Origin of the sequence: Psychrobium sp. 1_MG-2023 (assembly GCF_030689115.1) — a bacterium.
Lineage (GTDB): Bacteria > Pseudomonadota > Gammaproteobacteria > Enterobacterales > Psychrobiaceae > Psychrobium.
Genome location: NZ_JAUYVJ010000005.1, coordinates 116935 through 132049 on the forward strand (window position 1 = coordinate 116935; position 15115 = coordinate 132049).

The 15115-nt window shown below is 40.9% G+C and carries 9 protein-coding genes; 4 read left to right on the forward strand and 5 right to left on the reverse strand.

Annotated features, from left to right (window positions below; genetic code table 11):
- Positions 1 to 74: 74 nt before the first annotated feature.
- Both Q8W26_RS04180 and Q8W26_RS04185 read left to right on the forward strand, forming a co-directional pair.
- On the forward strand, positions 75 to 1433 hold the full coding sequence (locus tag Q8W26_RS04180; RefSeq protein ID WP_101215115.1) for a M17 family metallopeptidase: 1359 nt from the start codon (positions 75 to 77) through the stop codon (positions 1431 to 1433).
- A gap of 189 nt (positions 1434 to 1622) precedes the next feature.
- Positions 1623 to 3116 carry a polysaccharide lyase gene (locus tag Q8W26_RS04185; protein ID WP_101215116.1) on the forward strand — a complete coding sequence of 498 codons (1494 nt, stop codon included), beginning with the start codon at positions 1623 to 1625 and terminating at the stop codon, positions 3114 to 3116.
- A 195-nt stretch (positions 3117 to 3311) separates the two neighbouring features.
- Here the strand turns inward: Q8W26_RS04185 and Q8W26_RS04190 are convergent, their stop codons facing one another.
- Positions 3312 to 3836, reverse strand: coding sequence for a redoxin domain-containing protein (locus Q8W26_RS04190; RefSeq protein ID WP_101215117.1), 525 nt, complete (start codon positions 3834 to 3836; stop codon positions 3312 to 3314).
- 11 nt (positions 3837 to 3847) lie between these two features.
- Positions 3848 to 7750: an ATP-dependent RNA helicase HrpA gene (gene hrpA / locus Q8W26_RS04195; RefSeq protein WP_305472400.1), complete on the reverse strand. Its 3903-nt coding sequence runs from the start codon at positions 7748 to 7750 to the stop codon at positions 3848 to 3850.
- A 435-nt stretch (positions 7751 to 8185) separates the two neighbouring features.
- Between hrpA and Q8W26_RS04200 the strand changes: the two genes are divergently transcribed.
- Entirely contained in the window at positions 8186 to 10282 is a 2097-nt protein-coding gene (locus Q8W26_RS04200) for a diguanylate cyclase domain-containing protein (RefSeq protein WP_101215118.1), read from the forward strand.
- Positions 10283 to 10450: 168 nt separating this feature from the next.
- Here Q8W26_RS04200 and Q8W26_RS04205 read toward each other — a convergent pair whose 3' ends face one another.
- Positions 10451 to 11545 carry an isoaspartyl peptidase/L-asparaginase family protein gene (locus tag Q8W26_RS04205; RefSeq protein ID WP_370694259.1) on the reverse strand — a complete coding sequence of 365 codons (1095 nt, stop codon included), beginning with the start codon at positions 11543 to 11545 and terminating at the stop codon, positions 10451 to 10453.
- A 119-nt stretch (positions 11546 to 11664) separates the two neighbouring features.
- On the opposite strand from Q8W26_RS04205, the gene fghA reads away from it, so the two are divergent.
- Positions 11665 to 12516: an S-formylglutathione hydrolase gene (fghA, locus tag Q8W26_RS04210; protein ID WP_101215119.1), complete on the forward strand. Its 852-nt coding sequence runs from the start codon at positions 11665 to 11667 to the stop codon at positions 12514 to 12516.
- Positions 12517 to 12610: 94 nt separating this feature from the next.
- Here the strand turns inward: fghA and rmf are convergent, their stop codons facing one another.
- Positions 12611 to 12787 (reverse strand): ribosome modulation factor, encoded by a 177-nt coding sequence (rmf, locus tag Q8W26_RS04215; protein WP_101215120.1) that lies wholly within the window; start codon positions 12785 to 12787, stop codon positions 12611 to 12613.
- 362 nt (positions 12788 to 13149) lie between these two features.
- Positions 13150 to 15021 (reverse strand): DUF3466 family protein, encoded by a 1872-nt coding sequence (locus tag Q8W26_RS04220; protein ID WP_101215121.1) that lies wholly within the window; start codon positions 15019 to 15021, stop codon positions 13150 to 13152.
- Between the last annotated feature and the right edge of the window lie 94 nt (positions 15022 to 15115).

Below are 15115 nucleotides of genomic sequence, written 5' to 3' on the forward strand. Positions count from 1 at the left end.
CTCTATTTATCGGTATTTGCCATTTATTGGCTAATAACTTAATAATAAAAAACAAGAACAATATAGGAAGTCTTATGTTTCTTAATACTAATATAGCCTCTGGCACCCCATTGTATGTCCTCGATAAGAATGACTTTATCACTTGGGAAACAATGCAAGATTCAATGACTATCAATTGGCTAATCAATACTAAGTTCTCAGGCCATGGTGTGTCTATTATTCCTAATACCGATGGCTCATTACGGTGTGTTATTTTCGTCACTGACACCCCATCGGATCATTTCGCTTGTGGCGATTTAGCCACACAGTTACCAAGCGGACATTATGTGTTAAACACCAAACCTGAACTAATCAAAGCCTCTGCTTTTGGTTGGCTTGCCGGTTGTTATCGTTTTACTCGATATAAAGAGAGCACACAAGAGCTACCAACGTTAGCGATTAAGGACAGCGCACTAGTTAACGAAGTGACGATTGAAGCCACAGCTACTGCATTGGTTCGAGATTTAGTCAATACGCCTGCCGCAGATATGATGCCTCAGAACCTTGCCGAAACCGCCCACGAACTGACACGGCAATTTGGCGGTTCAGTCACACAAATCGTTGGTGATGAGTTATTGAGCCAAAACTACCCGACGATTCATGCTGTTGGGCGCGCTAGTGTTCATCAACCACAACTGATTGACTTAATATGGGGTGATGATGCTAACCCACAAATCACGCTAGTTGGTAAGGGGGTTTGTTTTGATAGCGGTGGCTTAGATCTAAAACCAACTGCTGGTATGCGCTATATGAAAAAAGACATGGGCGGTTCAGCTCACGTATTGGGTCTTGCTCATTTAATCATGGCGAACAATTTACCCGTGCGCTTGCGTGTATTAATTCCTGCTGTAGAAAATGCTGTTTCTGCTAATGCACTACGCCCAGGTGATGTTATTACAACGCGTAGTGGTCTTACAGTCGAGATTGATAACACAGATGCTGAAGGACGTTTGGTATTATGTGATGCTATCAGTGAAGCAATGAATGATTCACCGGAAATGCTTATCGATTTTGCGACACTAACAGGTGCAATGCGTGTCGCTTTAGGCACTGAGTTACCAGGCTTTTTCTCAAGTAATAAACAGACAGCCCTTGATTTAATGTCAATTGGTGAGAGCAATAGTGACCCTGTATGGAATATGCCATTACATTCACCTTACAAAAGCCTCTTAAAAAGTGAGATTGCTGATATGAGTAATTGCGCAGCAGGCCCATTTGGTGGCGCGATTACTGCGGCGCTTTACTTAAAAGAGTTCACCGCTAACCACCCTAATTGGCTTCACTTTGACATTATGGCTTGGAATAATCGTAAACTCTCAGGCCGCCCAATCGGTGGCGAAGCCTTTGGTGTACGTACTGTATACCATTACTTAGCCCAGAAATACGCTAAGTAGTCAGTCCTTTCTTAAATCAAACTGATTAACCAGGGCCTTTGATACCGCGTGACGCCCTGGTGATCTCTTTATCCAGGGCCTTTGCCACAGTGTGAGACCCTAATTAGTAACCCCTGAACTACACAGCGCCGTGCAAGTTACTAAAAGTAGATTAAGCTTAGATCATCACTAGTCAATGAGGTTAGTCTGATGCGTTTGCTTTTGCTTAGTTTGCTATTTCTTTCTCACTCACTCATCGCGCAGGTGTATTGGTCACAAGGCTCGCATCAATTAAAAGATGGCGCGACCAAAACTTATGCTGATCGTTCAGCAAAAATTCCGTGGCGAAAACCGTTTGGTGACTTCCTAGATAAAAATGGCACGCCCTACGGCAACACGCCTTTTTCATCAACCGTTATTAAAGACATTGATCGTAGCCGGGTCGAACGAATTGATATTTTACCTCTGCTCAAATATTGGGCAAGGCATGAAAATAGTTACCACGGCATCTATTTAAAAGGTATTTTAGGCGGTGAAGCATCTTTTTATAGCAGTGAACATCAAAACAAAAAACCCTATATTGAGATCACCACAAACTCGCAACGGCTTAAATTCGCCATTACGCGTGATACTAGCTTTCACCCAAGCACCAATAAATCCCTTGGACACTTCGATGTGTTTAGTGTATCTGGCTCAGCGGCGAGCTTATTAGCTATCGATCCAAGTTTTCAAGCATTATCACTTAAGAATATTTCACGAGCACAGCTGGTTTTGACCACAACAAACAAACAACACAGAGCGATTACATTAGGTACTTTTGCTGTTGCAGCAATCGACAATAAGCAACAAACAAAATTGGGGATCGCCAAAAATTTTCCACAAGACTTGAAAATCACATCACATCAAGCTGTAATTTTTAGTGAAGATTTTAGCGCTAAAACTTCACTATTTAATCGATATAAAACGCCCCGCTGGCGTAAGTTCCTCACTCAGATCCCAGATTATAGCCAGTATCAATTAGTTGGTACTCCAATAAATAAATCTAAATTTACCCCATTGCTCACTCAAGCCCTTGAGCTTACCTTCACTCCAAAAGGGTCTTTGGCACTAGGCGGTATGTATAAATTTAAGCAACTGCTGGGCTATGAGCCGGAGCAGATGTATTTTCGTTATTACTTGCGCCTTGGTGATAAATGGCAGCCACGAGATGGTGGAAAACTTCCAGGTTTTGCAGGAACTTATAATAAAGGTGGTTGGGGGGGGCGTAAATCTAATGGGTTTAATGGTTGGTCTACACGCGGGGCATATGGCCTTCCAGCTTCTGCTAATTCAAGTTTTTCAGGCGCAACCCCGATAGGAAACTACGTCTATCAAGCAAAAAGCGATGGAAACTACGGCTACGTCGATTTTTGGCACGGTACAGCGCCAAAACTTGAACGAAACAAGTGGTATTGCATAGAGCAGTTTGTAAAGTTAAATACTGTTGGCAAAGCAGATGGAGTTATCAGGGCATGGGTTAATGGTGTCGAGGCATTTAATAAAACAGACTATGAGTTTAGAAAAACACAGCAACTTAAAATAGAGTCTGTTTGGATGAACTTTTATCACGGCGGAACAACCAAACCAAATAAAACCTATCGTGTTTACATTGATAATATTGTTATTGCCCATGATTACATTGGGCCTATGGTGATTGGGCGGTAAACAGAGATCCTGAGTAAAACACCCTCAGGACGACGCTTAGGAGATGACGACTGGGTGGAGATGGCTGTGAGAAGAGGACAATGGTTGGCAACCCCAACACAACATCGTCTTCCCGACAGGGGTTTAGCCGGGATCTTTGTTTATTAACAAGCGAGGTCCAGAGATCCCCCTCAGGACCTCGCTTGCAAATTATTGCTAACGAACTACCATGCCCAACGCTTTCAAGTTATCTACCATGTTAAGTGCCGCATTTTTAGGTTCGATATCATCATCAATCTTTGCGATTCGACCTTCTTTATCGATGTAAAACGTCACGCGACTGGCAACACGAAACAGGTTGAGTACTTCATAAGCTTTCGCTGTCTCTTTAGTTGGATCGCTTAACATTGGAAAGTCGGCTTTGGTTTTTTTGGCAAAGTCGATATTGTCTTCAATAGGGTCAACACTGGCCATAAAATAGCTAACATCAAAGGCACGAATTTTTTCACCATGCTTAACTAATGATAAACACTCAATCGTACAGCCACGTGTATTGGCCATCGGGAACCAAGCAAGTACCACTGCTTGGCGGCCACGATAATGACTAAGCTTATAGGTCTTACCGTTGGTCGCCTGAAGCTCAAAGTCAGGTGCCATATCACCGACCTTTAGTTCATCAGCTTGGCTGCAGGTGCTTAGTGAAATCAACAACGCACTTAATAATGTAAATAAAATTTTCATAATTTTCTCTTTTATAATGATTTTTTATAATCGGCGATTTTCTGCTTAACTCGTTTTTCCGATATCGGGAATTTTGTACCCAGTGTTTGGGCAAATAAGGACACTCTCAGCTCCTCAATCATCCAACGAATCTCAACGAGTGAGGCTGGCATAATTGCGGTTTTACCGAGTTTATTAACCAACGCTTGGTATTCTTTATTGACCGAATCAATAGCAATGGTCACGATACGGTCTTTGTTGGGGTCTACGGGTAACTTTTCGAGACGGCGTTCAACTGCTTTTAAATAGCGATGCAAATCGTCTAAACGATGATGGCCAACTTCGGTCACAAACCCCTTAAAGACGAGCTTTTCAAGTTGTGATTTAATATCGCCATGAGCCATCACCATATCAAGTGAGACCTTACCTTTAAGTTTTTTGTTAATCGCATTAAGCAAACTCAGACATTGCTCAACTTTCTCGGCAATAACTACCCCTTGGTCAGCAAGCTCCGCTCGAACAATATCACGTAACTGATTAAACTTACTTTCATCATCAACCGTCGTATTATGTTTCTCAATGATACTATCAACAGCTGCAGCAATAATGTCATCAATTAACACATTAACTTGCCCAAAACCATGATAGTAGAGTCCCAATTTCGCTTTGTTGGGAAGCGCACGCTGCATATAGGCTATCGGTGAAGGGACATTAAGTAGCAGCAACTGCCTTAAACCAACCAAATTGCTTTGCTGAGCTAGTCCTTCGTCATCAAATAGCTTTATCTCGACACTTTGCTTATTCGCGACCAGCGCCGGATACGCTTTTATTTCAAACTGACCACGTTTTGAGGTGTAGCTCGCTGGTAACGAGCCAAAGTTCCATTGAGTAATATCTTGTTGTTCAATACCTTTATCAGCGACTTTAGCGAGCGACTGAGAAACTTGACCACTGAGCTCTTCTTGAAGCTTGGCTAAATCGCGGCCTTGTTTGATTAACTTGTATTTATTACGGCCAACGTTTTTCTCAATTTTATAATTGATAAATAAATGTGGGGTAAGTTGACTGCTATCCCAATTGTCTAATTCAATTCTCACGCCTGACATTCTGAGTAATTGTTTAGCCATGGCATCTACCATTCGACCCTGCATCACAGGCATCGTATCTAAACACGCACTGGCATAATTAGGTGCAGGAACGAAATTACGGCGCAACGATTTAGGTAATGACTTAATTAACGCAATCACTTTCTCTTCTCTGAGGCCATTGACTTGCCAATCAAAGCCATCTTGAGTGACTTGGTTTAATAACTCGATAGGGATATGGACACTGACCCCATCATCAATATCACCAGGTTCAAAATGATAGGATAGCTGGAAGGTTAAGTTTCCTTGCTGCCAAGTATCTGGGAAGTCATTTTTGCTAACCGTCTTTGCATCACTTCGCATTAAAGCTTCAATGTCAAAGTCGAGCAATTTTGGCTGCTGCTTTTGTGCCTTACGCCACCAGCGCGTTAAACTGCTTTCACTTGAGATATCTTGTGGGAGTTTCTCGTCATAAAAACGAAACAGATCTTCTTCATCAATCAAAATATCACGGCGACGTGACTTGTGTTCAAGTTCTTCAACTTGCTCTACAAGCTTTAGGTTATGGCGATAGAAGTTTAATTGACTATTTAGTTCTCCTTCGACAAGACCTTGGCGGATGAAAATTTCTCGAGCCTCTACTGGCTTAATCGGTGTATAGTCGACTTTGCGTTTCGTGACGATAATCACGCCGAATAAGCTCACTTGTTCAAAAGCAACAACACGAGCCGCCTTTTTTTCAAAGTGCGGTTCACTGTAGCTTTTCTTGACTAAATCACCCGCTAAGGGCTCGATCCATTCAGGCTCTATTTTTGCGGCAACGCGGCCAAATAAGCGAGAAGTTTCTACCAACTCCGAGACCATCGTCCACTTTGGCGGTTTTTTTGCTAATGCTGAACCGGGGAATATAAAGAACTTAGCATTGCGCGCGCCGCTAAATTCATTGTTATTTTCTTTAAACCCAATATGACTTAACAAACCCGATAGGATGGCCTGATGCACACTTTGCCAATTAGGCTCATTACTTTTTACACTGATGCCCTGCTCCGAAAGCACTTGCACTAGTTGCGCATATAAATCTTGCCACTCCCTTATTCGTAAGTAATTAAGGAATTGTTCGCGACACAGCTTGCGAAAACGAGAATTTGATAGTGCTTGTTGCTGTTCTTGCAGGTAATCCCACAAATTCACAAAGGCAATAAAATCTGAGGTTTTATCAATAAAACGTTGATGTGCCTGATCTGATTTCTGTTGATATTCTAGTGGCCGCTCGCGTGGATCTTGAATACTCAACGCTGAGGTAATAATTAATAGCTGTTCGAGCGAACCATTATTATTTGCTTCAATGACCATTCGTGCTAAACGAGGATCAATGGGTAATGAAGCGATTTTCTTACCAATTTCGGATAAGCTTAATTGCTCATTAGCAGAAAACTTACCTTTTTTATGTTCTTTAGATAAAGCACCGATCTCTTCAAGTAACCGAACACCATCATTAATATTTCGACTATCGGGTGGCTGAATGAACGGAAACGCTTCGATATCCCCTAACCCTAATGACACCATCTGTAAAATAACCGAGGCTAAATTGGTCCGCAAAATCTCAGGATCGGTAAATAGCGGGCGCGCGTCAAAATCAGCTTCGCTATATAAGCGAATACACACACCTTCAGCCACACGGCCACAACGTCCTTTTCGTTGATTAGCACTGGCCTGCGATACTTTTTCAATGGGTAGGCGCTGAACTTTAGTTCGATAGCTATAGCGACTAATACGTGCCGTCCCAGGGTCTATAACATAGCGAATTCCAGGCACCGTCAAGGATGTTTCTGCAACATTAGTGGCTAATACAATGCGCCTTTTATTACTCGACTTAAAGATTTTAGATTGTTCGGCATAACTTAATCGTGCATAAAGGGGTAAAATATCGGTATGAACTAAATTTCTTTTGGCTAACGCATCACTGGTATCACGAATTTCCCTTTCGCCATTCATGAAGATTAATATATCCCCCGGGCCATGCGCAACGAGTTCATCAACGGCATCAAAAATTGATTGCAATTGATCCTTGTCTTGGTTTTGTTCATCTATATGATAACGAACTTCTACGGGAAAGGTTCGCCCGCTCACTTCAATGACAGGGGCATCGTTAAAATGGGAAGAGAACCGTTTGGTATCAATGGTAGCAGATGTCACTATGACCTTTAAATCCGGACGTTTAGGTAATAAACGTTTAAGGTAGCCTAGAAGGAAATCAATATTTAAACTTCTTTCATGGGCTTCATCGATGATAATAGTGTCATAGCGATTTAAAAAAGGATCGTGTGCAATTTCCGCCAGTAAAATACCATCGGTCATTAGCTTAACATAAGTATTATCATTGAGTTTGTCAGCAAAACGTACTCTAAAACCGACAACTTGGCCGAGTTCGCTGTCTAGTTCACTGGCAATTCGTTCTGCAACGCTTCTTGCGGCTAATCGTCTAGGCTGAGTGTGACCAATTAGCCCCTTTTGCCCACGCCCTAGCTCGAGACAAATTTTAGGTAGCTGGGTTGTCTTTCCTGAACCCGTTTCCCCCGCGACAATTACCACTTGGTTATTGGCAATAGCGGTAGCAATGTCGTCTTTAAGCTGGCTTACAGGTAACTGTTGCGGGTAAGTAACCTTTGGCGCATTAGTCACACGGTGTTGGTATCGAGATAATGCGGCCTCGCAGTCACTGGCGATTTTTTCTAAACTTTTGGCTTTACGCTCTTGCTGCTTAATTTTATTTAAACCACGCAACCTTGCCCTAATCTTGATCCCATCTAAAAGCATACAGTCATGCGAACTTGCTTTAAGCTGCGAAATAAGTTGTTGTGGTGTTATTGTGCTATCTGTAGGAGGCGAGTTTTGGTCAGTCAAAATACGAGAAGTCTTTAAGAATATATTCCCTTATATTATCAAATATTAAAGATAAAGGGCAAACTTGATTGGTCAAGGTGCAAATAGATTCGACTGACAAACAATGGTGTTATTGAAAAGCGTTGAGTAAGCGCTTATAGTAAAATTATTGAACGAGTATTATGCAACTTTAGAGTCATGTCGTCAGTGAAAGCGCCATATTTTTAATCTGAGGCATGCTTCTTGCTTTATTTAGAGCCTGTAAATAATTTTTTTGTACCTCTTATTTCTTCGTGTCTCTTAATAGTATCAAAGAAACAGCACTACACTAGAACACTGACTCGGCACACGCACCATTAGTCGTTAATAGGCCACTTAAGTGTATATAGAAAGGAAAATAATTTGAATGTTGAAAGTTTTTTCCCTCGGTTTAGTACAGCGGTCATCCTCTTTGTAGCCTATATTGGTTCTGCGTTTTTGTTCGCCAGTTTTAGCCCTCAATCACAAATTGTCTCCTTTTGGCCACCCGCTGGTATAGCACTGGCCGGAGTACTTTTACTTGGTTGGCGCTTCATTCCTTTTATTATTCTTGGTTCCTTCACCTTTAACTCAATGATTCAATGGAGCCCATCGACAGATCTTGTCCCATTTACCATCATTGGTTTACTCATTGCCTGTAGTTCAGCATTTCAAGCACTTATTAACGCAAAAGTACTTGAAATGCTCAAGATCGACATATTAGATGCTCCCTCAGTCAAATGTTGTGTTATTTTTATCGCTGTCACTTTCATTAGCTGTTTGTTTAGTGCTCTGGTTGGGAATACAGTACTTAATGTCGCAACACAGCCTAATAATGTGTTTGATCTTCCTTGGCATAACGTGTCGGTGTGGTGGCTAGGCGACTTTATCGGTGCGATCACGTTGTGCCCAATAGTACTCAGCCTTTTAGTAAAACGTACGCAATATGACTTAATTAAAAGTATTACTTTGCCAATGATTTTTTTAGTTATTACCATTCAATTGTTTCAACAATATGTGGAGCAAGAAGTTGCTGATGACACTGTGGTGGATTTCAATACGAAAGCAAAAGTTGTTGAAAACAATCTGAGAAACAATATTAATCACTATGTTAATACACTGAACACACTCGCTAATCAAATATCATTAGACCCACAGCTCACTAGTAAAGAATTCAGCGAAAAAGCACTGTCTTTAATTGAGCAAAACTCTGGTATCAAAGCATTATCTTGGAATCCATTAATTCACCAGCGATACCTCGACGCATTCATCGAAAAAAATCAAAAAACCTTTCCCGGCTTTAATGTTAAAGGTGCGCCTTTACTCAGTACAGATCCGCTCGTTGTTGTCCAATACATCGAACCATTATCAGAGAACCTCGCCGCTCAAGGTTTTAACGTTTATTCTAACCAATCTCGCAAGAATGCTATGATTCAGGCTCAAATAAGCCATTCCGCTGTAGCAACAGATATAATTACTCTTGTTCAGTCAAAACAAAAAGAGCCTGGATTTCTACTTTTAAAGCCAATCTATGGCGATGAATCAGCAGATGTATATTCGCTTGATCGGCCGCAATCTATCGCAGGTTTTGCTGTAGGCGTGTTTTTAGTTAATGAAATAATAGAACAAAGCACCACTAATCAATTAATGGATGATATTTCTCTTTATATTTACGAGAATGGTGATCACAACAAGCCTGTTTATGGCGATGACTCTCTAGCCCGCCTAATGGATGACCAACAAGGTTACTTTCATCGTTTTGAATTAACATTCGCTAATCATCACTGGTCATTTATCTTACATATCGCACCGGACAGTTACGTCTCTAAACAAGTCGCTCTTTTGTTAAATTTTTTAATTTTTAGTATCATCATCGGTGCATTCTCGGTACTGCTGGTTTTAACCACATTTGGTCGACACCAAAGTATGCGAAGGGAAGTAACTGCGAGAACGAAACAACTGCATCAACTCAACATGCAACTTGAACACTTCGCATTTTATGATGCGCTGACAGAACTACCTAATCGACGCCTCTTTATTGACCGTGTTAGCCAAGCGATCAAAATTGCCAAACGTAATCACTCAAAATTTGCGATTCTTTTTCTCGACCTCAATAAGTTTAAACAAGTCAATGACAATCTAGGACATGAAGTCGGTGACCAACTGCTAGTTGAAGTGGCTAAACGTTTTGCATCTGCCTTAAGGAAAAGTGATACGTTGGCTCGCTTCGGTGGGGATGAGTTTACTGTACTGCTCGAAGAAGTAGAGGATTTGTCGATTGTGACTGAAATAGCCCATAAGCTCGCAGTGAGTTTAACGGATCAGTTTGAAATCGAGCAACATTCATTAGTGGCATCAACCAGTATTGGCATCGCTATGTACCCCGAAAATGGTCAAGAGATCCAAGCGTTGTTAAGCGCCGCTGATATCGCAATGTATCAATCTAAACAGGGGAATAAAGCATTTAGCTTTTATCAATAATACACCAAGACAGGGCCTCACTGATTTTGGCAACAACAAATCAAATGAGACCGTTTCATGGAATTGTCAGTAACGTTTGTATCTCAGCCTCATTTAGTCATCGACACATACTTATATTACACCCAATGTATGGTGTAGTGGATGATCACTAAAGTAACAGGCTTTGTGTTACTTACCAAAAATAGCCACGTTAGCTGGTTCGCCGGCTTTTCTATAGCCGCGATACATACCTTTTGTATTAAAGGTTAATGCAACATTCCCTTTAGGATCCACAACGATAACACCGCCTGTACCACCACTTGCTAGCATGGGGCCAAAAATAACCTCTTCGCTCGCTTGCTTAATATCTTTGCCTTGATAAAGGACACGAGCACAGATGTCAGAGGCGACATTATAACGGATAAAATACTCACCATGGCCGGTAGCAGAAACAGCACAAGATTGATTGTCAGCCCAAGTACCAGCACCAATAATTGGCGAGTCGCCAATTCGGCCGTAACGTTTTGCTGTCATTCCCCCCGTCGATGTGGCAGCTGCGATATTACCAGCTCTATCAACAGCAACTGCGCCAACTGTTCCCATCTTATATTTATCATCTAAGTGAATGTAATTTGCTTGGTACTCACCCGGTGTACTTGATTTTTGCTCAATAGCTTGTATTTTCTTCTTTGCGCGTTGAAGTGCTTTATAACGGCTTTGCGTATCAAAATGGTTATTAGCAACTAATGGGATCCCTTGCTCTAAAGCAAATTCCTCAGCGCCTTGCCCTGACAACATCACATGAACTGATTCTGTCATCACTAAACGAGCAAGGTTGATTGGGTTTTCAATATGGCGAATTCCTGATACTGCACCTGCTTGTTTGGTTTTTCCATCCATGATTGAAGCATCCAGCTCATGAGCACCATCATAAGTATAAACAGCCCCTTTACCCGCATTAAACAACGGAGAATTTTCTAAAATATTCACCGCAGCATTGATCGCATCAAGACTTGAACCACCACGGTGTAAAATATCGTAGCCTGCATTAGTCGCTTCTGTTAATTTTTGTCGGTATAGCGCCTCTTTCTCAGGGGTAAATTTTTTCTTATCAATTGTCCCTGCACCGCCGTGAATTGCGATTGCAAAATTATTCTCCGCGTCTTTTTCCAAAGGATGTGCTTGCGTTGTTACACTCAATCCAAGCGTTGCGAATGTAGCAACGCACAGCAAAGGTTTAACATGTTTTTTAAAAGAAAAATCAAAAGAGGATTGTCTAGTCACGGAATACTCACTATGTTGTTATTGTTATTTTCGGGTCATTTTATATCATCATTTTTCTGAGCCTAGCAATGAATTATTTGCTAGAATAGTCTTTTGTATTCAGAAAACTAGCAGTTACTATGTCAAATATTACTTTATTATCAAGTCAGAAACTCTTTAACGGTACTCACAACCAATATCAACATCAATCAGAGACAACAAACTGTCCGATGACTTTTTCTGTATATTTGCCTCCAGAGGCTAATAATGAGAATAAAGTACCGGCCTTGTATTTTTTATCAGGCTTGACTTGTACTGACGAAAACTTTTCAGTTAAAGCGGGAGCGCAGCAGTATGCTGCAAAACATGGCATCGCACTAATCATGCCTGATACCAGCCCTCGCGGCGAAGGTGTACCCGATGATTTAGAGGACGATTACGCTTTTGGTCAAGGGGCTGGTTTTTATGTCAATGCAACACAAAAGCCGTGGAATAAGCACTTTAAAATGTACGATTATGTCGTCGCTGAACTTCCTAAACTCATTGAATCAGAGTTACCTGTAAGTGAAGTAAAATCTATCTTTGGCCATTCGATGGGTGGGCATGGTGCATTAGTGATCGCCTTACGCAATGCAAAAAACTATCGTAGTGTCTCAGCGTTTAGCCCAATCACTAACCCAATTGAAACCCCTTGGGGACAAAAAGCGCTTTATAATTATTTAGGTGATCATCTCCCACAATGGTTGCAATATGACGCTTGTCATCTTGTGGCACAAGGGAATAATCAATTGCCAATGTTGATCGATCAAGGGTTAGACGATCAATTCCTTGAAGAGGAGTTATTACTAGATAACTTCATAAGCGCAACAGATGACGCTGGCTATGAAGTCACTATTAATCAGCATGAAGGCTATAACCACAGCTATTTCTTTATAACGACTTTCATTGAATCTCATTTAGATTTTCATGCGAAATACTTGTTAGCGGAATAAAATAGTAGTCATAAAACAACAAGGCACTAGCGTAAACTAGTGCCTTGTCTTAACTCCAATTAAATAAACAGGAACGGTGTTTTAATTAACGACGCTATCGGCTAAAAAAGCCCGAGGCTCGATCTTCGCAAGCCTCACGCCAACCGCCAAGCCATTGTTGTTTTTGTTCGACGGTGTTATACGGGCAATTATCTCGGCTTTGTTGCTGGACGCCAGCGTTATAGCCTTTAGAAAAAGCACGTTGATTCCGATCTCGTTTCTGTCTGTTCATCAAAATATCCTCTTTGATATCCAACTCAGCTATAATCGTACCGCTGGTTAAGCAGATTACCTGACCATGTCTACGGCATATACCAATTATACGTTGGGTACTTATTGTGTACTCTTGATTCAATCAAACACTTTGTATAGCGAATTTACAGCGTTGTCATCGTTTGCTGAATCGCCATCACTCGGGTAACCTTCAACCCGCTAAATATGATTAAACATAGAGTGTAAATTGGTCACTTGTAATAAATGACAGTATTATTTTTAACCAATTCTTAACAAAGAAGCAAGAAAAAAGGATCATAACCTTTCGCTATTTAGCTAAGATCATGATCCTAATATATTTAAATATTGTAATTACAGAGATTACTTACGCATCAACCTGCGAGTAACGAAACCAAAAAGGCCAAGCATCAATGCACCAAACCCAAGTCCTGCTCCACTTCTTGTGTGCTTATGTTCTTGTGAATCTTCATCAATCACACTACAAGCTTCACCCTCTGTTGGCTTTAAGATAACAGCACGTGGAATTTGTTCAGTAACCGGCTTACCATCAGCATCTGTATCAAACACTGGCTCACCATTTTCATCAACAACGATTTCTTCTTGGGCATCTTCAGTACCAGGATCGACAATATTGCCCTCCTCGTCAACCCATTGAGTTTTAATTCGAGGTAATGTAACTAAAGCCGTTGCCATGATCTCACCGTCATTACTGATACTATTGGCGCTAACCACGACAATATCGGCATCATAGCTGATTCGTTGACCGTCACCGCCACTTGCTTCAACCTGATACTTAGCCCACTCACCCTCTTGCTGAACATAACCTTTAGATTCACAGGTTAAAATATCATTAAGATCTGTAAATTTTTCTTCGTTATGCTCATAGAGGAAACCATGAGTACGACGCCCTGACGACGTTTTTACTGTATCGATTTCAACACTACCAACAACGACATTGTTATCATTGATATCATTTGGATTAGTTGCAAAATCAGTTTCGCCATCAGAGAAATCATTCGGGAAGCTTACAGCACTTTCTTCACCGTTAACGTCATAGATAAAGAATTTATCGCGTTTATACCCAGAGAAATACTTAGTGACGTAACCAACGACTAAATCGTTGTTATTAATCGCTGTTGCAGCAGAGCCAGGCCAATCATCTTGGCTGTGATCCATTAGATCAATAATCTCACCATCTTTAAAGACAGTAGCCACATTAAAGCGATACCTTATTTCTTCTTTTCCATCACGAAATGCAATTGAACGACCGACAGCAATATCATTATTATTCACATCTAATGCAATGCTATTGTATGAGTAGTTATCATCGTCATTGACAGGTTGAGCTAATATACCCAATGGCTTACGGTCTGTAAGCTTCCCATCTTCATATTGCCAGCTCACCGCTTCAAGATAGAATAACGCAGGTTCATTTCTACGCCCTTCGAAGCTGAAGCCACCAGTACACACAGCAAGAGGAATATGATCTTTATAACTGTCTAAACATCGTGAATCAATTCGCTCTTCGGTGAGTCGTTCAAGACCTACACTTTCATAGCCAACTACTCGACCTGAATCATTAATCCCAGTTAAGGCACTTTGACCACCATAGGTGTTAAACGACGGCTCAAATGTATGCAATGTACCATTATCAACAATCATTGCTCGCTGAGCATATTCATAGGCATAAAATGGAAATTCACGGTCGGCATTATCTTCATCTTGTACCGGATCAGCTATCGCAAAACTTGCTGAGCTGGTCGTGCCCACGATCACATTAGTATTATTAACATCAAATGCATGAGTATTTACTGATACATACTCATCAGGGTCAATACTATCGTCTGTAATTGACTCTTCAAAAATTCGTATAAAACTAGGCATATTATCTAGGTCATACTCAAAGATAATACTTTGTGCATTCGGAATAAATTTAGGTGAACGATAAACCGACGTTGATGTACTTTGCTGCGCTAAAGCAACGTCAACACGATTGTTAGTAATAAGGTTCTCATCATCATCAGATAATTGTGGTGCGAATTTTCCTGACGCACCTCCAATATACTTGCTGTTGTCATTTAACGTAGCACCAAAACCACTGCGACTGTTTTCAACAGTTCCATTAACTTTATAAAACTCGTCAATATTTTCTATTTTATAAACAGTTGCATTCGCACTAAAACTAGCAAGTAATGCAGCTGCAATTAAAGAAGGTTGTAACTTATTATTCATTATTATTCCTACTACTTATAAAGCGTCTATACCCTTTATAAAAATTTACTAACGGCGTTTAGTTAATTAAACGTCACTCATTGTGAAAGTATGG

Bases quoted from the DNA above. Each gene is read 5' to 3' on its own strand.
- Q8W26_RS04180 (WP_101215115.1), top strand. From the start codon at position 75: ATGTTTCTTAATACTAATATAGCCTCTGGCACCCCATTGTATGTCCTC.
- Q8W26_RS04185 (WP_101215116.1), top strand. From the start codon at position 1,623: ATGCGTTTGCTTTTGCTTAGTTTGCTATTTCTTTCTCACTCACTCATC.
- Q8W26_RS04190 (WP_101215117.1), bottom strand. From the start codon at position 3,836: ATGAAAATTTTATTTACATTATTAAGTGCGTTGTTGATTTCACTAAGC.
- fghA (WP_101215119.1), top strand. From the start codon at position 11,665: ATGTCAAATATTACTTTATTATCAAGTCAGAAACTCTTTAACGGTACT.
- rmf (WP_101215120.1), bottom strand. From the start codon at position 12,787: ATGAACAGACAGAAACGAGATCGGAATCAACGTGCTTTTTCTAAAGGC.
- Q8W26_RS04220 (WP_101215121.1), bottom strand. From the start codon at position 15,021: ATGAATAATAAGTTACAACCTTCTTTAATTGCAGCTGCATTACTTGCT.